The 24,718-nt window shown below is 63.9% G+C and carries 27 protein-coding genes; 3 read left to right on the forward strand and 24 right to left on the reverse strand.

All coding sequences use genetic code 11. The features are described 5' to 3' along the window. Nucleotides 1-32: 32 nt before the first annotated feature. Nucleotides 33-344 carry an Hpt domain-containing protein gene (locus M2337_RS13990; protein WP_264570741.1) on the reverse strand — a complete coding sequence of 104 codons (312 nt, stop codon included), beginning with the start codon at nt 342-344 and terminating at the stop codon, nt 33-35. A gap of 268 nt (nt 345-612) precedes the next feature. Here M2337_RS13990 and M2337_RS13995 point away from each other — a divergent pair, with 268 nt between their 5' ends. Continuing rightward, the gene (locus M2337_RS13995) at nt 613-2,799 is read left to right on the forward strand and encodes a hypothetical protein (RefSeq protein ID WP_264570742.1); all 2,187 of its coding nucleotides are present in this window, start codon (nt 613-615) and stop codon (nt 2,797-2,799) included. Nucleotides 2,800-2,848: 49 nt separating this feature from the next. Here the strand turns inward: M2337_RS13995 and M2337_RS14000 are convergent, their stop codons facing one another. The 20 genes from M2337_RS14000 to M2337_RS14095 all read right to left on the reverse strand — a co-directional run bounded on the left by M2337_RS14000 (nt 2,849) and on the right by M2337_RS14095 (nt 21,663). Then, nucleotides 2,849-3,133, reverse strand: coding sequence for a DUF1467 family protein (locus M2337_RS14000; protein WP_264570743.1), 285 nt, complete (start codon nt 3,131-3,133; stop codon nt 2,849-2,851). A gap of 11 nt (nt 3,134-3,144) precedes the next feature. Continuing rightward, entirely contained in the window at nt 3,145-4,791 is a 1,647-nt protein-coding gene (locus M2337_RS14005; protein WP_264570744.1) for a ribonuclease J, read from the reverse strand. Continuing rightward, a complete protein-coding gene (locus M2337_RS14010; protein WP_264570745.1) occupies nt 4,788-5,576 on the reverse strand; it encodes a type III pantothenate kinase in 789 nt (262 codons plus the stop codon). Before M2337_RS14010 ends, M2337_RS14005 begins: the two co-directional genes overlap by 4 nt. 44 nt (nt 5,577-5,620) lie before the next feature. Beyond that, nucleotides 5,621-6,340 carry a biotin--[acetyl-CoA-carboxylase] ligase gene (locus M2337_RS14015; protein ID WP_264570746.1) on the reverse strand — a complete coding sequence of 240 codons (720 nt, stop codon included), beginning with the start codon at nt 6,338-6,340 and terminating at the stop codon, nt 5,621-5,623. A gap of 100 nt (nt 6,341-6,440) precedes the next feature. Continuing rightward, on the reverse strand, nt 6,441-7,880 hold the full coding sequence (gene nuoN, locus M2337_RS14020) for an NADH-quinone oxidoreductase subunit NuoN (RefSeq protein WP_264570747.1): 1,440 nt from the start codon (nt 7,878-7,880) through the stop codon (nt 6,441-6,443). Beyond that, on the reverse strand, nt 7,880-9,427 hold the full coding sequence (locus tag M2337_RS14025) for an NADH-quinone oxidoreductase subunit M (RefSeq protein WP_264570748.1): 1,548 nt from the start codon (nt 9,425-9,427) through the stop codon (nt 7,880-7,882). Before M2337_RS14025 ends, nuoN begins: the two co-directional genes overlap by 1 nt. After that, nucleotides 9,424-11,550 carry an NADH-quinone oxidoreductase subunit L gene (gene nuoL, locus M2337_RS14030; protein WP_264570749.1) on the reverse strand — a complete coding sequence of 709 codons (2,127 nt, stop codon included), beginning with the start codon at nt 11,548-11,550 and terminating at the stop codon, nt 9,424-9,426. The genes M2337_RS14025 and nuoL overlap by 4 nt, the downstream gene beginning before the upstream one ends. Before the next feature lie 4 nt (nt 11,551-11,554). Next, on the reverse strand, nt 11,555-11,860 hold the full coding sequence (nuoK, locus tag M2337_RS14035; protein WP_181560075.1) for an NADH-quinone oxidoreductase subunit NuoK: 306 nt from the start codon (nt 11,858-11,860) through the stop codon (nt 11,555-11,557). Further along, nucleotides 11,857-12,471 carry an NADH-quinone oxidoreductase subunit J gene (locus M2337_RS14040; RefSeq protein WP_181560076.1) on the reverse strand — a complete coding sequence of 205 codons (615 nt, stop codon included), beginning with the start codon at nt 12,469-12,471 and terminating at the stop codon, nt 11,857-11,859. The genes nuoK and M2337_RS14040 overlap by 4 nt, the downstream gene beginning before the upstream one ends. A gap of 30 nt (nt 12,472-12,501) precedes the next feature. Next, nucleotides 12,502-12,984, reverse strand: a complete 483-nt coding sequence (nuoI, locus tag M2337_RS14045) for an NADH-quinone oxidoreductase subunit NuoI (protein WP_264570750.1) — start codon at nt 12,982-12,984, stop codon at nt 12,502-12,504. Continuing rightward, nucleotides 12,981-14,027: an NADH-quinone oxidoreductase subunit NuoH gene (nuoH, locus tag M2337_RS14050; RefSeq protein WP_264570751.1), complete on the reverse strand. Its 1,047-nt coding sequence runs from the start codon at nt 14,025-14,027 to the stop codon at nt 12,981-12,983. The genes nuoI and nuoH overlap by 4 nt, the downstream gene beginning before the upstream one ends. Next, nucleotides 14,024-16,036: an NADH-quinone oxidoreductase subunit NuoG gene (gene nuoG / locus M2337_RS14055; RefSeq protein ID WP_264570752.1), complete on the reverse strand. Its 2,013-nt coding sequence runs from the start codon at nt 16,034-16,036 to the stop codon at nt 14,024-14,026. The genes nuoH and nuoG overlap by 4 nt, the downstream gene beginning before the upstream one ends. Nucleotides 16,037-16,038: 2 nt before the next feature. Next, on the reverse strand, nt 16,039-17,379 hold the full coding sequence (nuoF, locus tag M2337_RS14060) for an NADH-quinone oxidoreductase subunit NuoF (RefSeq protein ID WP_264570753.1): 1,341 nt from the start codon (nt 17,377-17,379) through the stop codon (nt 16,039-16,041). Then, nucleotides 17,379-18,044, reverse strand: coding sequence for a complex I 24 kDa subunit family protein (locus tag M2337_RS14065; protein WP_264570754.1), 666 nt, complete (start codon nt 18,042-18,044; stop codon nt 17,379-17,381). Before M2337_RS14065 ends, nuoF begins: the two co-directional genes overlap by 1 nt. Next, nucleotides 18,037-18,228, reverse strand: a complete 192-nt coding sequence (locus tag M2337_RS14070) for a hypothetical protein (RefSeq protein ID WP_181560082.1) — start codon at nt 18,226-18,228, stop codon at nt 18,037-18,039. Before M2337_RS14070 ends, M2337_RS14065 begins: the two co-directional genes overlap by 8 nt. Further along, on the reverse strand, nt 18,225-18,587 hold the full coding sequence (locus M2337_RS14075; RefSeq protein WP_264572273.1) for a nuclear transport factor 2 family protein: 363 nt from the start codon (nt 18,585-18,587) through the stop codon (nt 18,225-18,227). The genes M2337_RS14070 and M2337_RS14075 overlap by 4 nt, the downstream gene beginning before the upstream one ends. Nucleotides 18,588-18,598: 11 nt before the next feature. Further along, the gene (locus M2337_RS14080) at nt 18,599-19,834 is read right to left on the reverse strand and encodes an NADH-quinone oxidoreductase subunit D (protein ID WP_264570755.1); all 1,236 of its coding nucleotides are present in this window, start codon (nt 19,832-19,834) and stop codon (nt 18,599-18,601) included. Beyond that, entirely contained in the window at nt 19,834-20,721 is an 888-nt protein-coding gene (locus M2337_RS14085; protein WP_264570756.1) for an NADH-quinone oxidoreductase subunit C, read from the reverse strand. Before M2337_RS14085 ends, M2337_RS14080 begins: the two co-directional genes overlap by 1 nt. 10 nt (nt 20,722-20,731) lie before the next feature. Further along, nucleotides 20,732-21,298: a NuoB/complex I 20 kDa subunit family protein gene (locus M2337_RS14090; protein ID WP_181560084.1), complete on the reverse strand. Its 567-nt coding sequence runs from the start codon at nt 21,296-21,298 to the stop codon at nt 20,732-20,734. Next, nucleotides 21,289-21,663 (reverse strand): NADH-quinone oxidoreductase subunit A, encoded by a 375-nt coding sequence (locus M2337_RS14095; RefSeq protein WP_181560085.1) that lies wholly within the window; start codon nt 21,661-21,663, stop codon nt 21,289-21,291. The genes M2337_RS14090 and M2337_RS14095 overlap by 10 nt, the downstream gene beginning before the upstream one ends. Nucleotides 21,664-21,877: 214 nt before the next feature. Between M2337_RS14095 and M2337_RS14100 the strand changes: the two genes are divergently transcribed. Continuing rightward, a complete protein-coding gene (locus M2337_RS14100) occupies nt 21,878-22,108 on the forward strand; it encodes a bacterioferritin-associated ferredoxin (RefSeq protein ID WP_264570757.1) in 231 nt (76 codons plus the stop codon). Nucleotides 22,109-22,269: 161 nt separating this feature from the next. Beyond that, a complete protein-coding gene (bfr, locus tag M2337_RS14105) occupies nt 22,270-22,749 on the forward strand; it encodes a bacterioferritin (RefSeq protein WP_181560086.1) in 480 nt (159 codons plus the stop codon). 118 nt (nt 22,750-22,867) lie between these two features. Here the strand turns inward: bfr and M2337_RS14110 are convergent, their stop codons facing one another. The 3 genes from M2337_RS14110 to efp are packed head-to-tail and all read right to left on the reverse strand — an operon-like array spanning nt 22,868 to nt 24,667. Next, complete coding sequence (locus M2337_RS14110) at nt 22,868-23,692, reverse strand: inositol monophosphatase family protein (protein ID WP_181560087.1); 825 nt, start codon at nt 23,690-23,692, stop codon at nt 22,868-22,870. 49 nt (nt 23,693-23,741) lie between these two features. Further along, nucleotides 23,742-24,104, reverse strand: coding sequence for a hypothetical protein (locus M2337_RS14115; RefSeq protein ID WP_264570758.1), 363 nt, complete (start codon nt 24,102-24,104; stop codon nt 23,742-23,744). After that, nucleotides 24,104-24,667: an elongation factor P gene (gene efp, locus M2337_RS14120; RefSeq protein WP_181560089.1), complete on the reverse strand. Its 564-nt coding sequence runs from the start codon at nt 24,665-24,667 to the stop codon at nt 24,104-24,106. The genes M2337_RS14115 and efp overlap by 1 nt, the downstream gene beginning before the upstream one ends. Nucleotides 24,668-24,718 lie beyond the last annotated feature (51 nt).

Here is a 24,718-nt window from a genome sequence, read left to right on the forward strand (position 1 = left end):
AGAGTGATCAGCCGACACATGCGGTCGGGCGGTCAGTCTTCGTTTTCCGCCCCGACCGTCGCGAGCGCCTGGGTGATGCGCCGCAGGATGACCGGATCGCCCGGCGCGCCGACCAGTGCCTCGTCGGCAAGGTTCATCAGGCGATTAACGCCAAAGCTGGCGCACAGCCCCTTGAGTCGCAGCGCCGCCATCGTCCAGTTCGCATCGCAGCGGGAACGGGCGAGAAGATCAACCTGCCGGCCTGCGCTTTCGAGGAATGCACGACGCAAATCCGCGATGAGCGCACGGTCGGAACCGACTGCCGCAGCAAGGGCTGCTTCGAGCGTGCCAGGATCATATGCCATGGCCATCTGATAACCTTCGAAAGGTGAACAGAGTGTAAAACCGGGTTCCCCCTCAGAGGGAACATGTTAAGGAAATGTCATGTCCGACGCCCGAAAAGTCGAAAATCCGTCCCAAAACGGTACGGATCGGCGGGACATCGACCAGATTAGCGGCATCAATAAGGGGCCAGAACACGTGAAACAGGACGGCGTCTCGCGCCGCAACGAGTCGGATGCAGGCTGGGACGCGCCCGCCTTTCCCGATCGTTCCTCTGAGGGAGATCAAGGCATGGCCACATCCTTCGCCAGCGGCGCCAAAGAGCGCGAACCGCTCAGCCCGGCGCGGAAAGCCGCTTTGGGGGGCTTGGGCGTCATTGCCGTCGGCTGGGTCGCGCTTGTGGTCGCCAGCGGGACCGATCCGGACATCGGCGCGCGCTCGGCATGGCTGATCAACCTGATCGCGGTCGCGACGGCCCCCTTGTTGATCCTTGGCGGTCTCGCCGTGGTCCTGATGCGACGCCCGGCCGCGGCTGTAGCCTCGCTCAGCGCCGACGACGCCGCGCTGATCACCAGCGAAGCGCACCAGGCCCTCACCATGCTCACCGACGTGAACGGCCAGCTTGCCGGCCAGACCCGCGAAACCGCCCGGGCAGCCGAGGCGGCGAGCGAGTCCCTGCGCCGATCCATGACGGAAATCGCCGCGCAAACCGACCTGCTCGGCCAGAACAGCACGACCTCGCTGTCGCGCGTGAGTGCCGTCGGCGACCGTCTCGCCGCGATGGTCGATACGCTGCCCAAGCTGGAGGACCGGCTGGCGACACTGGGCGAAACGCTCGCACGGGTCGGTGGCGATCTGGGCCAGCGCCACGACGCGCTCGATCATCAGTTGCAAGCGACAGCTTTGGTGGCGGAGGAAGTCCGCCTGCAGCTCACCGATGCCGGCAAGGCGCTCTCGGCGCAGATCTCCGGGCTGCGCGACGGCGCGCATGACGCGGGAGAAGAACTGACCAATCTCTCCGAACTCTCCTCCGCCCGTCTCGACCTCACCATCGACCGCGTGAAATCCGTGCTCGATGCGACCGAGCAGCGCCTCGATGCGCAGAACGCCGCGCTGGCCGCGCTCGTCGAACAGAGCGCCGCGGCGATCGACCGCGCATCCAGCGGCGGCCTGGATCGCTTCGCTTCCACCTGCCGCGAGATGGAAGCCCTGCTCGACGGTCTCGATGCCCGATTGGAAGGGCAGACCGGCAGGAGCACGCAGTGGCTGACCCAGACGAGCGAGCAAGCAGTCGCGCTTGCCCATTCGTTCGATGCGCTGGAGCAGGCCTCGCTCGCCCGCACCCAGCAGCTTTCCGGCACGCTCAGCCGGCTGTCAGGGGAAACCCAGGCCCTGATCGAGACTCTGGGGCGCGGCGATGGCCATGCCGGTCAGCTTATCCAGCGCACTGAAGCGTTGCTGCTCGCCCTCGACAGCAGCGTGCGCGAGCTGGACGAGAGCCTGCCTGCCGCGATCGGCCGGGTTGAAAGCCAGCTTGGCACGATGCACGAACGCATCCGCACGGCAGGGCCTGCGCTTGAAGCCGTGGAAGCGGTGGCGACCGGAGTCGTCAGCCAGTTGCGCGAGTCCGACAGGGCGACCAACACCCAGCTCAGCGTGCTTACCGAGGCTTTGTGCAAGTCTCAGGATGCCCTTTCCGCGCAGCGCCAGCAAATCGCGGCGCTGGCCGATGCGGTCGAGCAGGCAGGTCGTGGCATGGAGGTGCTTGGCGAGACGGTCGGCCCGCGTCTGGCGGAAGCGCTGGGCGAAGTCCGCAATGCCGCCGACGCTGCTGCCTCACGCGCGCGAGAAGCGATGGACAACGTGATCCCGGCAGCCGCGCAGGGGCTCGCAGTGGCCAGCGACAAGGCCATCCGGCAGGTGGTTGAGGCGACCGTCTCGAGCGAACTGGCCCGGCTGGCTCAGGCGGCCGACGAGGCTGCGCAGACCGCCCAGAAGGCCACCCACAAGCTGAGCGGCGACATGCTGACCCTCGCCGAAGCCGGCAAGACGCTCGACCTCGCCATCAGCGCACATCGCGAGAAGCTGGAGACGCAGGACCGCGATCTGATCTCCGAACGATCGGCCATGCTCATCGGCGCATTGGGCGAGCACGCCATCGATGTCGGCAAGTGGTTCGACAAGGATGTCTCGGACAGCGACTGGAACGCTTATCTCAAGGGCGACCAGGGCCTATTCGCACGGCGCGCGACCAAGCTGGTCAACAATGCAGAGGCGAAGCAGATCCACGCCCTCTATCAGGACGATGCCACCTTCCGCGAGCATGTGAACCGCTACATCCGCGACTTCGAAATGCTGCTGCGCACGGTGATGGCCGCCAAGGACGGCAGCACCCTGGCGCTGACAATGATCTCGTCGGATATCGGCAAGCTCTACGTGGCGCTTGCCCAGGGCATCGACCGGCTTCGGCCAAATTGAGGCCGAACTGAGCGGGGCGCGCGGCTGAAACCGCGCGCCCGCCTCCCGCTTATTGCCGGAGGCTCTCCGGCGCGTTCAAAAACCCGTCGAAGCTGCGTATGGTCACCCAGCCATATTCCCAGTTCGCGTAGAACAGCGCGAAGAACAGGGCTGAGAGCACCGTCGTGCGCAGGATCATGCGGAAGAAGCGGAACTCGTGGGGCGCGCTGTCCGCCTGCCCCGGCACCTTCTCCTTCCCAAGCTCGTCGCTGGTGCGCACGCCGAACGGCAACACCAGAAACAGGCTGAGAAACCAGATCAGAAAATAGATCGCCAGCGCGGAGCCGATTTGCATCCTCGCCTCCCTCAGCCGGCTTGCACGATCGTCACGTCGACGATCGGCTTCTTGCCGGTCCACTCGAACGCCACGCGCCGCGCGCCGATGCGCACCGCTTCCCGCAAGGATTCGACGTCCCCACTCGCCTTGCCCTTGGCAACCACTGCGCCCACAGCCTTGGCCGCATCGGCCAGGAACTGCTCGCGATCATCCTCGACCGGCACGCCCTTGGTGCGGATGTCCGGCGCGCCGAGCATCTTGCCCTTGGCGGAAATGGCGAGGCCCACGCTCATATGGCCGTGGATCATGATCTTGCGGCGCTCGTTCATGGTGTTGCCATCGGCCGGCAGGATCACATCGCCATCCAGCACGAGGCGCCCGGCGCGCGTCTCGCCGATCTTGTGCGGCCCATCGGGCGCGAGGCGGATGATGTCGCCATTGGTCTGCACGATGCCGCGCTCGATGCCCTGCTCCGCGGCAAAGCGCGCCTGCTCCGCCATATGGCGCAATTCGCCGTGCACCGGCACAATCATCTCGGGCCGGATCCAGCCATACATCGCCGCCAGCTCCGGCCGCCCGGGGTGGCCGGAGACGTGGATATGCGCGTCATTCTCGGTGATCATCACCACATTCTTGGCCGCCAGCGCATTCTGGATGCGGCCGATGGCCAGTTCGTTGCCGGGAATCTTGCGCGACGAGAAGATCACCGTGTCGCCGGTATCCAGCTTGATCGGGTGTTGATCGGTCGCGATGCGGGCGAGCGCGGCGCGGGATTCTCCCTGGCCGCCAGTCGCGATGATCATCGCTTCGCGCGGCGGCACCGCCATGATCGCGTCGAAGTCCAGCATCGGCGGCAGATTCTGCAGATAGCCGCAGCTCTTGGCGATGGTGATGATGCGATCGAGCGAGCGCCCGGCGACACAGAGTTTGCGCCCGGTGAGCCGCGCCACATTGGCCAGCGTCTGCAAGCGCGCGGCATTGCTGGCGAAGGTGGTCACCACCACCCTGCCCTTGGCGCCGGCAACCGTACTCAGCAGATCGGCCTGCACAGAGCCTTCCGAGCCGCTGGCCTCGGGATTGAACACATTGGTGCTGTCGCAAACGAGCGCCAATACGCCCTCGTCGCCCACAGCCTTCAGCTCCTCCGCCGTGGAGGGCACGCCGATCTGGGGCTCATCGTCGAGCTTCCAGTCGCCGGTATGGAAGATGCGGCCAAAGGGCGTCTCGATCAGCAGCGCATTCCCTTCAGGAATCGAGTGCGCCAGCGGCAGATAGCGCATCCGGAAGTCGCCGAGTTCGAAGCTCTCATCCTCCTGGATGACATGCAGCGTCACGCTGTCCGTCAGACCTTCCTCGGCGAGCTTGCCCCGCACCAGACCGGCGGTGAACGGCGTCGCATAGATCGGCACGTCGAGATCGGCCGCGAGATAGGGCACCGCGCCGATATGATCCTCATGCCCATGGGTGAGCACGATGCCGAGCAGATCCTTCTGCCGCTCCTCGATGAACGCGGTGTCCGGCATGATGAGATCGATGCCCGGGAAGGACGGATCGGAGAAGGTCACCCCCAGATCCACCATCAACCATTTGCCACGACAGCCATAGAGATTGAGATTCATGCCGATTTCGCCTGACCCACCAAGGGCCAGGAAGAGAAGTTCATCGCCTGGCGTCATGCACTTTTTCCGCTGCGTTCATAAAGGAGTGCCAGGCCGGTCAATGTGAGATCCGGCACGATGGCATCGAAGAGATCGGTCTTCTGGTCGAACAAAATGGCGAGGCCGCCGGTGGCGAGAACAGTCGCCGGGCGGCCGATCTCCTTGCGCATCCGCATGACCAGCCCCTCCATCATTGCCACATATCCCCAGAAAACACCAATCAGCATCTGGTCCTCCGTGGTGCGGCCGATCACGGAATCATTGTTGCGGGGGGATTCGATGGCGATGCGGGGCAGTTTCGCGGCATTGTTCACCAGCGCATCGAGCGACAGGTTGATGCCCGGCGCAATGATCCCGCCCTTATAGGCGCCGGTATAATCGATATAATCGAAGGTCGTCGCCGTGCCGAAATCGATGACGATGAGATCGCCTTCATAGGCGTCATGGGCGGCGATGGCATTGAGCGCGCGATCCGCGCCGAGCGTCTGGGGCATCGGCACATCGACATTGATATGCCATTCCACCGGCGGCTTGCCGGCGATCAGCGGCTCGACGCCGAAATATTTGCGGGCGAGCGTATCGAGATTATGGAGCGCGCGCGGCACGACCGTAGAGACGATCACCGCCGTCACATCCTTCATGCCCAGCCCTTCCAGCTGGAGCAACTGGTTGATCCACACGGCATATTCATCGCCGGTGCGGCGCGGATCGGTGGCGATCCGCCAGCGGGCGCGGATCGTGCGATCGGACGCGATCAGCGCGAAGACGACATTGGTATTTCCGGCATCGATGGCTAGCAACATGGGCTGATCCTCTCAGGCGGCGTTGCGCGTTTCCCGCGTCGAATTCAAGGCAATATGCCGACATCGCCGCTGTGCACGACGGCCTGCGAGCCATCCTCGCAGGCGAGCATCAGCGCGCCATCGCCGCGCAGGCCGGCAAAGCGCCCGTGCAGGGGTGCGTCTGCCGTGCCGGTGACGACCAGCGGCGTTCCGAGTGGATGCGCGCGGGCCAGCCAGGCCGGCACCAGCCCGGCCATGCCTTCTGCGCGCCAGAAAAGCAGCCACCGGTCGACCGCTAGGACCAGCGCGTCGAGGACGGTCTCGGCGGTCACGCTGGCCCCGCCGGGCAAGGCATTCAGCGCCACGGTCGCGCGGTCCGTGAGCAACGGCGCGCTGGTGATGTTGATGCCGACCCCGGCGATGATCGCCCGCCCCTCCCGCTCCAGCAACATGCCGGCGAGCTTCGCCCCGTCCGCCAGCAGGTCATTGGGCCATTTCAGCAGGATCGGCGCTGCCCCGGCGAGGCTCGCAAGCGCATCGTGCACGGCGATCCCCATCATCAGGCTGATGCCTGTGACGGGCGGATCATCCGGCCGCAGTGCGATCAGGGTCGAGGCATAGAGATTACCCGTCGGACTATGCCATTCACGACCGAGCCGCCCCCGCCCCCCCGTCTGGCGCTCGGCGCGCAGCCAGTGTCCGTCCGGCCAGCCATCGGCCTGCGCGCGCAGATCGGCGTTGGTAGAGCCGGTTTCCGGCACGACATGGATGCGCTCGCGCGGCACTTAGCCAAACCCCTGTTCAGCCATGCTGTGACTGAGGATAACGGACACGCTCGTCAGGCGCTGCAGCACCGCCCCGCTCACGAGGCGATGCCAAGCGATTTCAGAACAGCGAGGCCGCAGCAGCCGCGCTCGCGCGGTCAAGCCAGGGGTTGAGCAGATAGCCCACCACGATGACCGCCGCGCAGGCCGTCATCAGGCCATATTCCAGCGGGCTGCGCGCGGTCGCATAAGGCTCGGCCGGCTGGTCGAAGTACATCGTCTTGACCACCTTGAGATAATAGAAGGCGCCGATGACCGAGGCGGCAATACCGATGGCGGCGAGCGGGGTGAGGCCCGCACCGACCGCGGCATCGAACACCAGGAACTTGGCCCAGAAGCCGAACAGCGGCGGAATACCCGCAAGGCTGAACATGAAGATGGCCAGCGCAGCCGCCAGACCCGGCCGCGAGCGCGACAGGCCCGCGAGGCTCGCGATCGTCTCGACCGGATTGCCGTCCTCATCGCGCATCTGCAGCACGCAGATGAAGCTGCCGACCGTCATGATGATGTAGATGAACAGATAGCTCATCACCGCTGCAACGCCTTCGGCCGTGCCGGCCGCCAGGCCGATCAGCGCGAAACCGATGTTGTTGATCGAGGAATAAGCCAGCAGCCGCTTGATGTTGGGCTGGTTGATCGCCGCGACGGCACCCAGCACGATGGAGGCCAAGGCCATGAAGATGATGATCTGCTGCCAGGCGACGCCGCTCGGCCCCATCGCGCTGATCGCCACGCGCACCGTCAGCGCGAGCGCAGCGACCTTGGGCGCGCTGGCGAAGAAGGCGGTAACCGGCGTCGGCGCACCTTCATACACGTCGGGCGTCCACATGTGGAACGGCACCGCACTGATCTTGAAGGCAAGGCCAGCCAGCACGAACACCATGCCGAACATCTCGCCGGTGCTCAGGCCATCGGCCATCGCTGCGGCGACACCGGTGAAGCTGGTCGTGCCGGAGAAGCCATAAAGCAGCGACATGCCATAAAGCAGGATGCCGCTCGCGAGGCCGCCGAGCACGAAATATTTGAGGCCCGCTTCTGCCGAGCGCGAATCCTTGCGGGCAAAGCTCGCGAGCACATAGGCGGCCAGGCTCTGCAGCTCGAGGCCGATATAGAGCGTCAGCAGATCGGCCGCCGACACCATCATCGACATGCCGATGGACGAGAAGAGGATCAGCACCGGATATTCGGCACGCAGCCCACCGTCGCCATCGAAGAAGCGCGGGGCCACGACGATGCAGGCCGCAGCCGCGAAGAAGATCAGCGCCTTGGCGAAGCTCGCAAAGGCATCGGCGCGGTAGAGTCCCTCGAAGATCAAACCGCCGGCATTCACCGCAGGCGTGGCGAGCAGCAGCCCGGCCACGGCCAGCGCCAGCACCGAGAGCCAGCTCACCGTGCGACCGGCGCTGTCGCCTGCAAAGGCACTGACCATCAGCAGGACCAGGCCCGAGATCGTCAGCGTGATTTCCGGCAGGACCGAAGCAAATACGCCCAGGCTATCCATCAGTGCGCCCCCTCGGCGTGTTCTTCATGATGTGTTGTAGCGGCCTTGCCCGTGCCCTTGGTGAGGTGGGCGTCACCGGCGGGCTTCACCGCCTCTGTGCGGGCAACGATGCTGGCGACATTGCCGCGCATCGGCGCCAGGAAGCTTTCGGGATAGACGCCCATCCACAGCACTCCGGCGGCAATCGGCACCAGCAGCGCCAGTTCGCGCGCCGAGAGGTCCGGCATGGCGCGCACGTCATCCTTGACCAGATCGCCGAACACGACGCGGCGGTAGAGCCACAGCATGTAGGCGGCACCCAGGATGATGCCGGTGGTGCAGACCAAAGCGACCCAGCTCGATGCCTGATAGATGCCCATCAGCGACAACAGTTCGCCAACGAAGTTGCTCGTGCCCGGCAGGCCAACGGAGGCCATAGTGAAGAGCATGAACAGCAGCGCATATTTGGGCATGTTGACGGCAAGGCCGCCATAGCGACTGATCTCGCGAGTGTGCAGGCGATCATAAATGATGCCCACGCACAGGAAGAGCGCGCCGGAAACCAGGCCGTGGCCCAGCATCACCATCATGGCGCCCTCGACGCCCTGCTGGTTGAAGGCGAACAGACCGACCGTCACGATCGCCATGTGCGCGACCGAGGAATAGGCGATCAGCTTCTTCATGTCGCTCTGCACCAGCGCGACGAGGCTGGTGTAGACCACCGCGACCATCGAGAGGCCCCAGACCAGCCAGGCCAGTTCGGCCGAGGCGACCGGGAACATCGGCAGCGAGAAGCGGATGAAGCCATAGCCGCCCATCTTGAGCAGCACGCCGGCGAGAATCACCGACCCTGCGGTCGGCGCCTGCACGTGCGCATCCGGCAGCCAGGTGTGGACCGGCCACATCGGCATCTTCACCGCGAAGCTAGCGAAGAAGGCGAGGAAGAGCCACGTCTGCGCGTGCGGCGGGAAGTCATAGGCCATCAGCACCGGAATGGCGGTGGAGCCGGCCGTGCGGACCATCCACAGCATCGCGATGAGCATCAGCACCGAGCCGAGCAGCGTATAGAGGAAGAATTTGTAGCTGGCGTAGATCCGGTCCGCGCCGCCCCAGATGCCGATGATGAGATACATCGGGATGAGGCCGGCCTCGAAGAAGATGTAGAAGAGGAAGATGTCTTGCGCCGCGAAGACGCCGATCATCAGCGTCTCCATGAACAGAAACGCAGCCATATATTCGCCGACGCGGTCCTTCACGGATTCCCAGCTGGCGCCGATACAGATCGGCATCAGGAACACCGTGAGTGCGATCAGCATCAGCGCGATGCCGTCGATGCCCAGCGCCCAGGCGAACCGCCCGAAGATCGGCGCATATTCGGTGAACTGCCATTCCGCCGCGCCGGGCGTCATGTCGAAGCTCAGCCAGAGGATAGCGCCCAGCACCAGGTCGATCAGGGTCGCGGCAAGCGCGATCCAGCGCGCCGACTGCGCCGAGACGAACAGGCAGGCGATGGCGCCGATCATCGGAACGGCGAGCATCAGCGAAAGGATGGGGAAGCTCTGGCTCATTTCGGCATGATCGCCCAGGTGACTGCCGCGGCGAGGCCAATCAGCATCACCAGCGCATAGGAATAGAGATAGCCCGATTGCATGGCTCGCGTGACCCGGCTGCCGGCGACGACGACTGCCGCCGCGCCATTGGGACCGAACCGATCGATGACCCCCTGGTCGCCGCCCTTCCAGAAGACGCGGCCAAGCCACATGGCCGGGCGAACGAAGATGAGATCATACAGCTCGTCGAAATACCACTTATGCAGCAGGAAATCGTAGAGCATGTAGAACTGCGCCGTGAATTTGGCCGGCCAGTCGGTGTGGCGGATATAGGCCAGCCAAGCGATGACGAGGCCGGTGAGCATGACGACGGCCGGCGTCGCCTTCACCCAGAACGGCACTTCATGCGCGGCATGGACCAGATGCTCGTTGAAATAGAGCGTGCTGGCCGCCCAGAAGCGGGCGCCCTCCTCGACCCCGAAGAAGCTGTAGTAGAACACATAGCCACCCAGCACCGCACCAAGGCTCAGCACGATCAGCGGGATAAGCATGACCAGCGGGCTCTCATGGGGATGATAGCCTGCCGTGCCGGTCGCCTGCGCATCTACGCCATGGCCGTGCGGATCATGACCCGCATCTTCCTGCGCCGGCGGATTCTCCGCGCCATGCTCGGCATGGCCGTGCGCTTCGGCGTGGGCATGGTCGTCATGACCGTGGCCGTGGGCATCATGCCCATGCGCGTCATGCACAGCGTGCTGAATGTGCTCGCTGCCTGCCCAGCGGGGCTTGCCCCAGAAGGTCAGGAACATCAGGCGCCAGCTGTAGAAGCTGGTGAGCAGCGCAGCAAAGGCGCCGACGAAGAACGCGCCCGTGCCGTGGCCTCCCGCCGCAAAAGCGCTCTCCAGGATCGCATCCTTGGAGAAGAAGCCGGCAAAGCCGAAATAGGTGCCAGGAATGCCGACGCCAGTGATGGCCAGCGTGCCGAGCAGCATCGTCCAGAAGGTAATCGGGATCGATTTCCGCAGGCCGCCATAATAGCGCATGTCCTGCTCATGGTGCATGGCATGGATCACCGAGCCTGCACCGAGGAACAGCAGCGCCTTGAAGAAAGCGTGCGTGAGCAGGTGGAACATCGCGGCGCCATAAGCGCCGACGCCAGCGGCGAAGAACATGTAGCCGAGCTGCGAGCAGGTCGAATAGGCGATCACGCGCTTGATGTCGGTCTGCACCGTGCCGATGGTGGCGGCGAAGATGCAGGTTGCCGCGCCAACGATGGTAACCACCGCCATGGCCGTCGCGCTCGTCTCGAACAGCGGCGAGAGGCGGCAGACCATGAACACGCCTGCCGTGACCATGGTCGCGGCGTGGATCAGTGCGGAGACCGGCGTCGGGCCTTCCATCGCGTCCGGCAACCAAGTGTGGAGGCCGAGCTGCGCGGACTTGCCCATCGCGCCGATGAACAGCAGCAGACACAGCACCGTCATGGTGTCGAGGCGCATGCCGAGGAAGCCGATGGTCGAGCCGGCCATGGTCGGCGCGGCCGCGAGGATCGCCGGAATGTCGATCGTGCCGAACACCAGATAAATGCCGAAGATGCCGAGCATGAAGCCCAAGTCGCCGACGCGGTTGACGACGAACGCCTTGATGGCTGCCGCGCCCGCCGACGGCTTCTTGTACCAGAAACCGATCAGCAGATAAGACGCCAGTCCCACGCCTTCCCAGCCGAAGAACATCTGCAGCAGGTTATTGGCGGTCACCAGCATCAGCATCGCGAAGGTGAACAGCGAGAGATAGGCAAAGAAGCGCGGCTGATCCGGGTCCTCGTCCATATAGCCCCAGCTATACAGGTGGACGAGCGCGGAAACGCTGGTGATGACCACGAGCATCGTCGCCGTGAGCGAATCCACCCGCAGCGCCCAGCTGACGTCCAGCGTGCCGGAGCGCATCCAGGTGAACAGCTCGACAATCTGCGGCTGCGCATTGCCGGTAAGGTAGGAGATGAAGATCGGCCAGGAGAGCGCGCAGGAGAGGAACAGCGCGCCCGTCGTGATGATCTTGGACGGCACATTGCCGATGGCGCGCTGGCCCAGCCCCGCGATGATCGCGGCCAGCAGCGGACCGAAGACGATGATTGAGATCACGCGATCAGCCCTTCATCTGGTTGACATCGTCGACGGCGATAGTGCCGCGCTGACGGAAATAGATGACGAGGATCGCCAGACCGATCGCCGCTTCACCGGCGGCCACCGTCAGAACGAACATGGCGAAGACCTGCCCGACCAGATCGCCCAGATAGGCGCTGAACGCGACGAGATTGATGTTCACCGCCAGCAGGATCAGCTCGATCGCCATCAGGATGACGATGATGTTCTTGCGGTTGATGAAGATGCCGAGCACGCCGAGCACGAAAAGGATCGCGCTGACGACGACGTAATGACCCAGGCCGATCACAGCTCTACCCCCTTGCCCACCGGCTGATCGATGTTGCGCACGGCATCCTCGGGCCGGCGGCGGACCTGCTTGCCAATGTCCTGCGAGCGCACGCCGCCCCGGGCGCGATGCGTCAGCACGATGGCGCCGATCATCGCAACGAGCAGGATGAGCCCGGCCGCCTCGAACAGGAAGATGTAGCGCGAGTAAAGCAGCGCGCCGATCGCCTGGATGTTCGGCATGTCCGTCGGTGTCGGCGCAGCCCGCTGCGCGAGCGTGACCTCACCGGCCTGCCAGATGGCGATGCCCAGCACCAGCTCGACCAGCAGGATCAGCGCGATTGCGCCGCCCAGCGGGAAATAACTGACGAAACCGGCTCGCAACTCCGCGAAATCGATGTCGAGCATCATCACCACGAAGAGGAAGAGCACGGCGACCGCACCCACATAGACGATGACGAGCAGCATCGCGACGAACTCGGCGCCGAGCAGCACCATGAGTCCCGCCGCGTTGAAGAACGCCAGGATGAGCCAGAGCACGCTGTGCACCGGATTGCGCGCGAGAATGACCATCGTGGCGGATGCCACGACGATGCTCGCGAACAGGTAGAAGGCGAAAACTTGAACGGTCAAAACGTCCCCCTCTGGTCCCTTCGCGGCGCCTTAACGGTAGGGGGCATCGGCGGCAAGGTTCGCCGCGATTGCCCGCTCCCATTTGTCACCATTGGCGAGCAGTTTCGCCTTGTCGTAATAGAGTTCTTCACGGGTTTCCGTGGCAAACTCGAAGTTCGGGCCTTCCACGATCGCGTCGACCGGGCAGGCTTCCTGGCAGAAGCCGCAATAGATGCACTTCACCATGTCGATATCGTAGCGCGTCGTGCGGCGCGAGCCATCGTCGCGCGGCTGCGCCTCGATGGTGATCGCCTGCGCCGGGCAGATTGCCTCGCACAGCTTGCACGCGATGCAGCGTTCCTCGCCATTGGGATAACGGCGCAGCGCATGCTCGCCGCGGAAGCGGGGCGAGATCGGGTTCTTCTCATAGGGGTAGTTGATGGTCGCCTTGGGCTTGAAGAAATACTTCAAGGTTAAAGCGTGCGCCTTCAAAAACTCCCAGAGGGTGAAGGATTTGACGAGATGCGCAATCATGCGCCGCCTCCATAGCGGGTCAACATCAGGAACCCGGACACGAGGAATACGAAGAAGAGCGAGAGCGGCAGGAAGACCTTCCAGCCCAGCCGCATCAGCTGGTCATAGCGGAAGCGGGGCACCGTCGCCTTCACCCATGAGAAGATGAAGAAGAACACGAAGGTCTTGCCCAGCAGCCAGATGATGCCCGGCACAACGTAGAGCGGCGCCCAGTCGATCGGCGGCAGATAGCCACCCCAGAAGAGCAGCGCGTTGAGCAGGCACATCAGGATGACGTTGGCATATTCACCGAGCCAGAAGAGCGCGAAGCTCATCGACGAATATTCGGTCTGGTAGCCGGCGACGAGCTCGGATTCCGCCTCGGTCAGGTCGAAGGGCGCCCGCGCCGTCTCCGCCATGGACGAGATGAGGAACACCACCGCCATCGGGAAGAGCAGCGGGTTGAAGCCATGGCCGTTGAGGAAGCCATAATAGCTGCGCTGCGTCTCGACGATGATCGAGAGATTGAAGCTGCCCGACCAGAGCACGACGCTGATCAACACGAAGCCGATCGAGACCTCATAGGAGATCATCTGCGCACTGGCGCGCATCGCAGAGAAGAAGGGATATTTGGAGTTGGAGGCCCAGCCCGAGATCACCACGCCGTAAACGCCGAGCGAGCTGATCGCGAGAATATAGAGCAGGCCGACATTGATGTCCGCCAGCACCATTCCGGCATCGAATGGGATCACCGCCCAGGCCAGCAGTGCCACCGTGAAGGTGATGATCGGCGCAAGAATGAACAGGCCCTTGTTGGCCGCGCTCGGGATGATCGTTTCCTGCAGGAAGACCTTGAGGCCGTCCGCAAAGGACTGGAGCAGGCCAAAGGGACCAACAACGTTCGGGCCGCGACGCAGCGCCATCGCCGCCCAGATCTTGCGGTCAGCATAGATGATCATCGCCACCGCCAGCATGAGCGGCAGCGCGATGAGCAGGATGAGGATCAGGTTGGCGACGAACCAGCCGAAGCCCGTACCCAGATAGGTCTGGAAAAACTCGGTCATTCCGCGGCCTCCGCGAACTCTTCACCCATGACCAGTTCTGCCGAGCAGCGCTTCATCGTCGGGCTGGCCCGACAGATGGCGTTGGTCAGATAGAAGTCCTTGATCGGCAGGCTAATCGGGCCGGTAGCATTGCTCGCCAGCGACGGGGCCGACCAGCCAAAATCGACCAGGCCTTCCTGCGCCAGCGCCGGGACGGCGGCATACATGGCCGCACGCAGCGCCTCAAAGCTGTCGAACGGCAGCTTCTTGCCCAGCACGTCGGAAAGCGCGCGCAGGATCGTCCAGTCCTCGCGGGCATCGCCCGGCGCGAACACGGCCTTGTCGCCCCGCTGCACGCGACCTTCCGTGTTCACATAGGTGCCGGCCTTCTCGGTATAGGCCGCCCCGGGCAGGATCACGTCCGCTGCATGGGCGCCCTTGTCGCCATGATGGCCGACATAGACCTTGAAGCTCTTGCCGAAGAGGTCGAACGGCACATCGTCCGCGCCCATAAGGAACAGCAGCTTGGGCTCGCTCTGCGCGATCGCCTTCACCCCGCCCTGCGCGGCATAGCCGAGCATCAGGCCGCCCATCCGTGCGGCCGCCATGTGGACGACGTTGAAGCCGTTCCAGTCAGCCTTGATCAGACCCATCGTATTCACCGCCGCCAGTGCGGCGCCATGCACGCCCGCGGCCGCCAGCGCACCGCCGCCCATGATGAGCGCCGGGCGGTTGGCCGCAGCGAAGGCATCAAGCACATCCTTGGGCAGGTTCGCGAGCAGCGCGGCATCGTTGCCGAGCGAGGTCACCTTATAGGTCAGGTCCACATCGGGCCCGATGGTCCAGACCTTGGCGCCCTTCTTGATCGCCTTACGGATGCGCGTGTTGATCAGCGGCGCTTCCCAACGCAGATTGGTGCCGACCAGCAGGATCGCGTCCGCCGTCTCGATGCCGGCGAGCGTCGAATTGAAGTTCACCGCCGAGAGGCTGGAGACGTCATAATCAAGGCCGCCCTGACGGCCTTCCAGCAGCGAACCGCCAAGACCATGGACAAGCTCACGCGCGGCGAACATCGTCTCGCAATCGAGCTGATCGCCGGCGATCGCCGCGACCGAACCGTTGGCGCTTTTCGCCACGGCAGCGATGGCCGCAAAGGCCTCGTCCCACGTCGCGGCGACGAGCTGGCCGTCCTTGCGAACATAGGGCTTGTCCAGACGCTTGCGCATCAGCCCGTCAACGGCGTGGCGGGTCTTGTCGCTCGCCCACTCCTCGTTCACGTCATCATTGACGCGCGGCAGCACGCGCAGCACGGCGCGGCCGCGGCTGTCGATGCGGATGTTGGTGCCCACCGCATCCATCACGTCGATGGCGAGCGTCTTCTTCAGCTCCCAAGGCCGCGCCTCGAAGGCATAGGGCTTGGACGTCAGCGCGCCGACCGGGCAGAGATCGACCACATTGCCGGAAAGCTCGCTCTTGGCGGCATGCTCCAGATAGGTGGTGATCTGCATGTTCTCGCCGCGATAGATCGCGCCGATCTCCGGCACGCCGGCCACTTCCTCGGCAAAGCGCACGCAGCGGGTGCACTGGATGCAGCGGGTCATCACCGTCTTGACGATGGGCCCCATATATTTCTCGGTGACCGCGCGCTTGTTCTCGTCGTAGCGCGACTGGCCACGGCCATAAGCGACGGACTGGTCCTGCAGATCGCACTCGCCGCCCTGATCGCAGATCGGGCAATCGAGCGGGTGATTGATGAGCAGGAACTCCATCACGCCCTCGCGGGCCTTCTTCACCATCTCGCTGTCGGTGCGGATTTCCTGACCATCAGCGGCCGGCAGCGCGCAGCTCGCTTGCGGCTTGGGCGGCCCGGGCTTCACCTCGACAAGGCACATGCGGCAATTGCCCGCAATGGAGAGGCGCTCATGATAGCAGAAGCGCGGAATTTCCTTGCCGGCCAGCTCGCACGCCTGAAGCACGGTGGCTCCGGCGGGCACTTCGATGTCGATGCCGTCTACTTTGACTGTGGGCATGATTACTCCGCTGCCTCCAGCACAGGGGCGCCGCCGCGCTTGGCCGCGATGCGGCGCTCGATCTCGGGGCGGAAATGGCGAATGAGGCCCTGGATCGGCCAGGCGGCTGCGTCGCCGAGCGCGCAGATGGTGTGGCCTTCGACCTGCTTGGTGACCTGGAAGAGCATGTCGATCTCTTCCACCTCGGCATCGCCGCGCACAAGCCGCTCCATCACGCGCCACATCCAGCCGGTGCCTTCGCGACAGGGCGTGCACTGGCCGCAGCTCTCATGCTTGTAGAAGTAGCTGAGCCGCGCGATCGCCCGCACGATGTCGGTCGACTTGTCCATGACGATGACCGCCGCCGTGCCAAGGCCGGAGCCGAGCGCGCGCAGGCCATCGAAATCCATCGGCGCGTCCATGATCTCGGCGGCCGGCACCAGGGGCACCGAAGAGCCGCCGGGGATGACCGCCAGCAGATTGTCCCAGCCGCCGCGAATGCCGCCGCAATGGCGATCGATCAGTTCGCGGAACGGGATGCTCATGCTCTCCTCGATCACGCACGGCTTGTTCACATGGCCGCTGATCTGGAAGAGCTTTGTGCCGCGGTTGTTCTCGCGCCCGAAGCTGGAGAACCAGCCGGCGCCGCGCCGCAGAATGGTCGGCGCAACCGCGATGCTCTCGACATTGTTGACCGTGGTCGGGCAGCCATAGAGGCCCGCGCCCGCCGGGAATGGCGGCTTGAGGCGGGGCTGGCCCTTCTTGCCCTCGAGGCTCTCGATCTGCGCGGTTTCCTCGCCGCAAATATAGGCCCCTGCCCCGCGATGCACGAACACGTCGAAATCATAGCCCGAGCCGCAGGCATTCTTGCCGAGGAAGCCCTTGGCATAAGCCTCTTCCACCGCCGCGAAGAGCACCTTCGCTTCGTAGATGAACTCGCCACGGATGTAGATATAGGCCGCCCGCGCGCGCATCGCGAAGCCGGCGACGAGCGCGCCCTCGATCAGCTTGTGCGGATCGTGGCGGATGATCTCGCGGTCCTTGCACGAGCCCGGCTCGGACTCGTCCGCATTGATGACCAGGAAGCTCGGACGCCCGTCCTTGCTTTCCTTGGGCATGAAGCTCCACTTCATGCCGGTCGGGAAGCCGGCGCCACCGCGACCACGCAGGCCCGAGGCCTTCATGATGTCGATGATGCCATCCTGGCCGATTTCCAGCAGCTTCTTGGTATTGTCCCAATCGCCCCGCTTCATGGCGGCGTCGATGCGCCAGTCCTGATAGCCATGGACGTTGGTGAAGATGCGGTCCTTGTCTTCCAGCGGGCCGACAAAGGGCGGCGGCGCGGCGGGCGTTTCGTCAGCCATTACCATTCCCCCCGATAATCATGATTCTCGGTGACCATCGCCTTCGTCGCAGTCGGCCCGCCCTCGGGCGCGCTGGTCTGGCGGTCGATCTGCGGACCGATCTTGGGCTGCTTGCCCGCCGCAAGATCGTCGAGGATCGCCGTCATGCTCTCAAAGGTCAGGTCTTCGTAATTGTCGTCGTTGATCTGGACCATCGGCGCATTGGCGCAGGCGCCGAGGCACTCGACCTCGGTGAGCGTGAACAGGCCATCGGCCGTCGTGCCGCCCTTGTGAAGGCCCTTCGCCTTGCAGGCGGCCAGCACATCGTCGCTTCCGCGCAGCATGCACGGCGTCGTGCCGCACACCTGCACATGGAACCGACCGACCGGCGCCAGATTGTACATGGTGTAGAAGGTCGCGACCTCATAGGCGCGCATGAACGGCATATCGAGCTGGGCGGCGACATATTCGATCACCGGGATCGGCAGCCAGCCCTGCGTGTTCGTCTCCGCACCGACCTGCCGCTGGGCAAGATCGAGCAGCGGCATCACAGCCGACTGCTGGCGGCCATCGGGATAGCGCGCGATGACCTTCTTAGCCTGCTCGGCATTTTCCGGCGTCCAGGCGAAACCGCCCCAGCGGGCGCGGACTTCGGCTTCATCGGGGATCTGGGGCGCGTCAGCCATTCTCGCGGATCCGCTTGCTGTAGGCCGGTGCACCGAAGGTCAGCCAGAAATAGACCGTGGCGCATGCCAGCCCGGCGACCACGCCATCGGGAACATCGGCCATGCGGTCCAGCACGATCAGCACCATGCCGGCAAGGCTCAGCACCAGGATATGCAACCAGACGGGTGTTGCGTCGCCCCTCATCGAATGAACTCCACGCGCGACACCTTGTCGCCCTCGAATGAATAGACAGCGATCACGTCGAACGGCTCGACCAGCTCCGAGCCATCGCTGGCCGGGCCGCGCGTGACATGCTCGCGCATCAGCACATAGCTGCCGATGGCCTGCGCCTCGACGATCTCCGCATGGTTCTGCGGCCATTTGGCGAAAGCGGCGGCGAGGCCCGAGCGGGTCCCTTCCTTGCCTTCGCGCACGACCGCGCCGCGATAATTCGCCTCGCAGGCCTCGTCCGTCATCAGCTCGACATAGGCGTCGGCATCCTGACGATTGTAGCGCGCGATCATCTCGCGGGCGATGGCGATGCGCTCGTCAGCGGACAGCATGGTTGCAACGCTCACCGGTCGCACTCCCCGAACACGATATCCATCGCGCCGAGCACGGCGGTGGTGTCGGCCAGCATGTGACCCTTCATCAGGAAGTCCATCGCCTGCAGATGGCTGAATGCGGTCGGACGGATCTTGCAGCGATAGGGTTTGTTGGTCCCGTCGCTCACCAGATAGACGCCGAACTCGCCCTTGGGGCTTTCGGTCGCCACGTAGACTTCGCCCTCGGGCACGTGGAAGCCCTCGGTATAGAGCTTGAAGTGGTGGATGAGTGCTTCCATCGACTGCTTCATCTCGCCGCGCTTGGGCGGCACGACCTTGCGATCGAGTGAAGCGACCGGGCCGTCCGGCATCTCGTTCAAGCACTGCTTCATGATCCGCGCCGACTGGCGAACCTCTTCCACGCGCACCATGAACCGGTCGTAGCAGTCGAAGTTGGTGCCGACGGGCACGTCGAACTCCATGCGATCGTAGACATCGTAAGGCTGGGCCTTGCGGATGTCCCACGGAATGCCGGAGCCACGGAGCATTGGGCCGGAGAAGCCCCAGCGCAGCGCGTCTTCCTTGGAGCAAACCGCGATGTCGACATTGCGCTGCTTGAAGATGCGGTTGTCCGCCACCAGGCTGATCGCATCCTCGAAGAGGCGCGGCAGGCGCGTGTCGAGCCAGTCGCCAATATCGGTGAGCAGCTTGAGCGGCACGTCCTGATGAACGCCGCCCGGACGGAAGTAAGCCGAGTGCATGCGGGCACCGGAAGCGCGCTCGAAGAAGTTGAGGCAGTCCTCGCGGATCTCGAACATCCACAGGTTCGGCGTCATCGCGCCGACGTCCATGACGTGCGAGCCGAGGTTCAGCATGTGGTTGCTGATCCGCGTCAGCTCCGCAAAGAACACGCGCAGATATTGGGCGCGCAGCGGCACTTCGAGGTTCAGCAGCTTCTCGATGGCCAGCACATAGCTGTGCTCCATGCCGAGCGGCGAGCAATAGTCCAGCCGGTCGAAATAGGGCAGCGCCTGCAGATAGGTCTTGTGTTCGATCAGTTTCTCGGTGCCGCGGTGCAGCAGGCCGACATGCGGATCGCAGCGCTCCACGATCTCGCCCTCGAGCTCCATGACCAGACGCAGCACGCCGTGCGCAGCGGGATGCTGCGGACCGAAGTTGATCGTATAGTTCTGGATCGCGGTGTCGCCGAGCGCCGGATCGGCGTCGTCAACAAGATGCTCCAGCTTGTCGAGATATTCGGACATCAGGCGTCACCCTCGGGCGTCTTGGGCTTGCGCGTACGCTTCGGCTTGTTTTCCACCGGGGGCGTGTCTTCCACCGGCGCAGACGCAACCTCCGCCTTCTTGGCACGCGGCGCACGGGCCTGCTTGGTCGCAGCCTTGTCGGCGGGCGCACCGGCACCGGTATCCGCAGGCTTGTCCGTCGTCTTGGCCGTCTTTGCGTCCGGGGAAGCCGATGCTGGCGGGGGTGGCGGCGGAGGTGGCGGCGGCGTGGGCGCACCCGGCGCCTCGCCCTTGGCCTTCTCGTCGCCCGGCAGCACATATTGCGCGCCTTCCCACGGGCTCATGAAGTCGAAGCTGCGGAAGTCCTGGGCCAGCTTCACCGGCTCATAGACCACCCGCTTCTGCTCTTCCGAGTAGCGCAGCTCGACATAGCCGGTGAGCGGGAAGTCCTTGCGGAACGGATAGCCCTTGAAACCATAATCGGTGAGGATGCGACGCAGGTCCGTGTTGCCCTCGAACAGCACGCCATACATGTCGAACACTTCACGCTCGAGCCAGCCGGCGACCGGCCAGAGGTGCGTGACGGTCGGCACCGCATGATCCTCATCGGTGCGCACCTTAACGCGCAGGCGATGGTTCTTGGTCACCGAGAGCAGATGATAGCAGACCTCAAAGCGCTCGGCTCGCTCGGGATAGTCGACCCCGGCGATCTCCATGAGCTGCTGATAGTCGAAACGATCGCGCAGAAGCTGCAACGCATCGGCCAGCGCCTCGCGCTGCACGCCCACGCTCAGCTCGAAATGCGCATCTTTGACCGCCAGCACGGCATCGCCGAGCGCGGCGCGAATGGCATCGGCCAGACCCTCGATCGGCTCGACCCGCGGTGCGGAATGAACGGCTGTCACCATATCCGCCCCCTCAACGCTCTATCGTGCCGACCCGGCGGATTTTCCGCTGGAGCTGCATGATGCCATAAAGCAGTGCTTCGGCGGTCGGCGGGCAGCCGGGGACATAGATGTCCACGGGCACGATCCGGTCGCAGCCGCGCACGACGCTGTAGCTGTAATGATAATAGCCGCCGCCATTGGCGCACGAGCCCATCGAAATGACGTATTTCGGCTCGCTCATCTGGTCATAAACCTTCCGCAGCGCCGGAGCCATCTTGTTGCACAGCGTGCCGGCGACGATCATCACGTCGCTCTGGCGCGGAGACGCGCGCGGGGCAGCGCCGAAGCGCTCCATGTCGTAGCGCGGCATATTCACATGGATCATCTCGACCGCGCAGCAGGCGAGGCCGAAGGTCATCCACCAGAGCGAGCCGGTACGCGCCCAGTTGAACAGGTCTTCCGTCGACGTGACGAGAAAGCCCTTATCGCTCACCTCGGTGGAGAGCGCCTTGAAGAATTCGGGATCTGGCTGCGTGGCCGGCGGAACCCCGATCAGCGGAGCGCCCAGCGTGCCCGGCCGTTCAAGTTCTACTCCCAATCGAGTGCTCCCTTCTTCCAGGCATAGACGAGGCCGAGCACCAGCTCGAAAATGAAGATCATCATCGCGCCCCAGCCGGCCCAGCCGATCTCAGCCAGACTCACCGACCAGGGGAAGAGAAACGCCGCTTCCAGATCGAAGATGATGAACAGGATCGCGACGAGATAGAAGCGCACGTCGAACTGACTGCGCGGATCCTCGAATGCGGGAAAGCCGCACTCATATTCGCTCAGCTTTTCCGGGTCCGGCTTGTGCGATCCCGTCAGCCGGCCGACGGCCATGGGCAGGAACACGAACGCGCACGACAAGCCCAATGCGACAACCAGAAACAGCAGGATCGGCAGATATTGCGACAGATCGACCACTTGAATCCCCTAGGCTTAATAGCCTTTGATGGGGGCGCTTTAGGACTGCTGCACCTGCGAGGCAACCCTTGGACGGACTGAGAATGATTCGCAACAAATCGGCCGAGCCTGAGCCCCTTCCACCGGGCACAGGAGCGGACGGACGCCCAACCATTCGTCGCATTCGATCACGTCTGAGATTGCAAATGCCTCGCAACAACACTATCAACGAATCATGCTTGTCTGTATCTGTAATGCGATCACGGAACAGGAACTGCGCAGCGTTGCTCGCCAGGGTGTGACGTGTCCCGAAAGCGCCTACCGGGCGCTCGGCAAAACGCCGCAATGTCGCATCTGCCTCGATCATGCGGAAGATGTGATGGTGGAAGAGCAATCCTCCTGCCGGGCGCGCTGCAGCCGCAGCCTCAATGCGCCGAGCCAGACCGGCACCTGGGCAACGGCCTGAGCCGACCAGCCAAGCCCCATTCCTGACTATCATTGGCATTAGCGAAGAACTGCGCCGCTATTAAGAACCTATCGCACCCATGGTTGCGAGACGTTCTCGCGTGAATTATTGCCGCTTTGCTGCTAGTTCCGTTCCATCGACTGACGACATGGAGACAGAACATGAAGGGTGACGAAAAGGTCATCGAATTTCTCAATGGCGCGCTCAAGAACGAGCTGACGGCCATCAACCAGTATTTCCTCCACTACCGTCTTCTCGATCATTGGGGCATCTCGAAGCTCGCCAAGTTCGAATATGAGGAATCGATCGACGAGATGAAGCACGCCGACAAGCTGGCGGAGCGCATCCTGTTTCTCGATGGCCTGCCCAACTTCCAGCTGCTCGGGCGCCTGCGCATCGGCAGCACGGTCGAGGAAGTGCTCAAGGCCGACCTGGATACCGAACTGGAGGCGATCCCGCTGCTGCGCGATGCCATCCAGCATTGCGAGAGCGTGCGCGACTATGTCAGCCGCGACCTGTTCCAGCACATCCTCGACAGCGAGGAAGACCATGTCGACAAGCTGGAGACGCAGTTCGAGATGATCGAGCGCATGGGCCTGGCCAATTATATCCAGCTCAACAGCGAGGCCGTCGAAGGCTGACGCGCCGTCCAGATGCAAAAAGGGCGCCCCTGCTGGCCGAATGGCGAGCAGCGGGCGCTCTTTTTTGTTGGCCGGTAAACGGCGGCAGCGATAGTCGCCGGCGCCGGACCGTTCCGCATCACATGTTGCGTAGCGCTCCGGCGAGCAGCTTGTGGAGCTTGCTGTGGAGCACGTCATTGGCGGCCAGCACCTGGCGACGCTCTACGGGCTCGGCGCCACCCCGGAAATCGGTGACGAAACCGCCGGCCTCGCGCACCAGAAGAATGCCGGCCTGCACGTCCCATGCCGAGAGGCCGCTCTCCCAGAAGCCGTCATAGCGCCCGGACGCCACCCAAGCGAGATCGAGCGCGGCCGAGCCATAGCGGCGGATGCCCGCAACCGAGGGTGCGATGGCGCCGAAGATGCGGCTCCATTCGGTAAAATCGCCATGGCCGATGAACGGAATGCCAGTGGCGATCAGGGCCTCGGTCAGATCCCGACGAGCCGAGACACGCAGGCGCTGGTCATGCCGCCACGCGCCACGGGATTTCTCCGCCCAGTAGCTCTCGTCGGTGATCGGCTGATAAATCATACCGGTCGTCACTTCGCCCCAGCCCTGCCCTGAGCGATGCGGCTCCTGCACGGCGATGGAAATGGCGAAATGCGGGATGCCGTGGAGGAAGTTGGTGGTGCCATCGAGCGGATCGATCACCCAGCGCGGCTTCATGGGATCGCCGGCGATCTCGCCGCCTTCCTCAAGCAGGAAGCCCCAGTCCGGCCGCGCCTTGCTCAGCTCGGCGACCAGCGTATCTTCCGCCTTCTTGTCGGCGACAGTCACGAAGTCGGCCGGCCCCTTGCGGCTGACCTGAAGATGCTGAACCTCGCCGAAGTCGCGCCGCAGTTGCGGAGCCACCTTGCGGGCCGCGCGCTCGATGACCGTCAGCAGGCCGGAATGGGATACCATGTCAATCTGTCTCCTCCGGCGCGGAAGAGCGGCCGGTCAGGGAATGAAATCACTTCTTGGGCGGTGCGACCATCTCGGGCCGCAAACCGCAAACGGCCGCCATGGCGCTGAGCACCTGAGTCGGATTTTTGCGGTCCAGCTTCTTCTCGGTCATCAGCTTGTCGGTATTCTCGCTGATCTTGCTGAACGGATTCCCGTAGGCGCAGGTGAAGAGAATGCTCTTCACCGGCTGCGGAATCTTGTCGGACTGCAGACCGCTGACCATGATGCGGAAATTCTCCGCCGCGTGCTGAAGCTGGGCTTCGCTGGGCTGCCCCGCAGGCTTGGCGGGCTTGGCCTGCGCCAGCAGCGGCGCGGACCAGGCAAGGGACAGGGCCAGCGTGGACCCGGCGACGAGGCGGAGGGCGCGCATCAGTCGGCCCGCTTCACATATTCGCGCTCGTAGACATCGACGATGATCCGGGTGCCGGTGGTGATGTGCGGCGGCACCATCACGCGCACGCCATTGTCGAGAATCGCCGGCTTGTAGCTCGCCGATGCGGTCTGCCCCTTCACCACGGCGTCCGCCTCGACGACGGTCGCCTCGACCGTCTCGGGCAACTGCACGCTGATCGGGCGCTCTTCATACATTTCGAGCATGACCATCATGCCGTCCTGCAGGAACGCTGCGGCATCACCCACGAGATCGTTGGGCAGGTTGATCTGCTCATAGGTTTCCGTGTCCATGAAGACGAGCATGTCGCCCTCGGCATAGAGATACTGGAAATCCTTGGTATCGAGGCGGATGCGCTCGACCGTCTCGGCAGAGCGGAAGCGCACATTGTTCTTGCGCCCATCGATCAGGTTCTTCAGCTCCACCTGCATATAGGCGCCGCCCTTGCCGGGCTGGGTGTGCTGGATCTTCACGGCGCGCCACAGGCCGCCTTCATATTCGATATTGTTGCCGGGACGAATATCCACGCCGCTGATCTTCATGGGTCGCGCCTGTCTATTTCAAGGATGGAAAGAGCCGGTGCGCCCTCTAGC

It is taken from the genome of Sphingobium sp. B2D3A, assembly GCF_025961795.1.
Classification (GTDB): domain Bacteria; phylum Pseudomonadota; class Alphaproteobacteria; order Sphingomonadales; family Sphingomonadaceae; genus Sphingobium.

Excerpts from the sequence above, each read along its gene's own strand:
- M2337_RS13990 (WP_264570741.1), bottom strand. The coding sequence starts at position 344 with ATGGCATATGATCCTGGCACGCTCGAAGCAGCCCTTGCTGCGGCAGTC.
- M2337_RS13995 (WP_264570742.1), top strand. The coding sequence starts at position 613 with ATGGCCACATCCTTCGCCAGCGGCGCCAAAGAGCGCGAACCGCTCAGC.
- M2337_RS14000 (WP_264570743.1), bottom strand. The coding sequence starts at position 3,133 with ATGCAAATCGGCTCCGCGCTGGCGATCTATTTTCTGATCTGGTTTCTC.
- M2337_RS14005 (WP_264570744.1), bottom strand. The coding sequence starts at position 4,791 with ATGACGCCAGGCGATGAACTTCTCTTCCTGGCCCTTGGTGGGTCAGGC.
- M2337_RS14010 (WP_264570745.1), bottom strand. The coding sequence starts at position 5,576 with ATGTTGCTAGCCATCGATGCCGGAAATACCAATGTCGTCTTCGCGCTG.
- nuoN (WP_264570747.1), bottom strand. The coding sequence starts at position 7,880 with ATGGATAGCCTGGGCGTATTTGCTTCGGTCCTGCCGGAAATCACGCTG.
- M2337_RS14025 (WP_264570748.1), bottom strand. The coding sequence starts at position 9,427 with ATGAGCCAGAGCTTCCCCATCCTTTCGCTGATGCTCGCCGTTCCGATG.
- nuoI (WP_264570750.1), bottom strand. The coding sequence starts at position 12,984 with ATGATTGCGCATCTCGTCAAATCCTTCACCCTCTGGGAGTTTTTGAAG.
- nuoH (WP_264570751.1), bottom strand. The coding sequence starts at position 14,027 with ATGACCGAGTTTTTCCAGACCTATCTGGGTACGGGCTTCGGCTGGTTC.
- nuoG (WP_264570752.1), bottom strand. The coding sequence starts at position 16,036 with ATGCCCACAGTCAAAGTAGACGGCATCGACATCGAAGTGCCCGCCGGA.
- nuoF (WP_264570753.1), bottom strand. The coding sequence starts at position 17,379 with ATGGCTGACGAAACGCCCGCCGCGCCGCCGCCCTTTGTCGGCCCGCTG.
- M2337_RS14065 (WP_264570754.1), bottom strand. The coding sequence starts at position 18,044 with ATGGCTGACGCGCCCCAGATCCCCGATGAAGCCGAAGTCCGCGCCCGC.
- M2337_RS14070 (WP_181560082.1), bottom strand. The coding sequence starts at position 18,228 with ATGAGGGGCGACGCAACACCCGTCTGGTTGCATATCCTGGTGCTGAGC.
- M2337_RS14075 (WP_264572273.1), bottom strand. The coding sequence starts at position 18,587 with ATGCTGTCCGCTGACGAGCGCATCGCCATCGCCCGCGAGATGATCGCG.
- M2337_RS14080 (WP_264570755.1), bottom strand. The coding sequence starts at position 19,834 with ATGTCCGAATATCTCGACAAGCTGGAGCATCTTGTTGACGACGCCGAT.
- M2337_RS14085 (WP_264570756.1), bottom strand. The coding sequence starts at position 20,721 with ATGGTGACAGCCGTTCATTCCGCACCGCGGGTCGAGCCGATCGAGGGT.
- M2337_RS14100 (WP_264570757.1), top strand. The coding sequence starts at position 21,878 with ATGCTTGTCTGTATCTGTAATGCGATCACGGAACAGGAACTGCGCAGC.
- bfr (WP_181560086.1), top strand. The coding sequence starts at position 22,270 with ATGAAGGGTGACGAAAAGGTCATCGAATTTCTCAATGGCGCGCTCAAG.
- M2337_RS14110 (WP_181560087.1), bottom strand. The coding sequence starts at position 23,692 with ATGGTATCCCATTCCGGCCTGCTGACGGTCATCGAGCGCGCGGCCCGC.
- M2337_RS14115 (WP_264570758.1), bottom strand. The coding sequence starts at position 24,104 with ATGCGCGCCCTCCGCCTCGTCGCCGGGTCCACGCTGGCCCTGTCCCTT.
- efp (WP_181560089.1), bottom strand. The coding sequence starts at position 24,667 with ATGAAGATCAGCGGCGTGGATATTCGTCCCGGCAACAATATCGAATAT.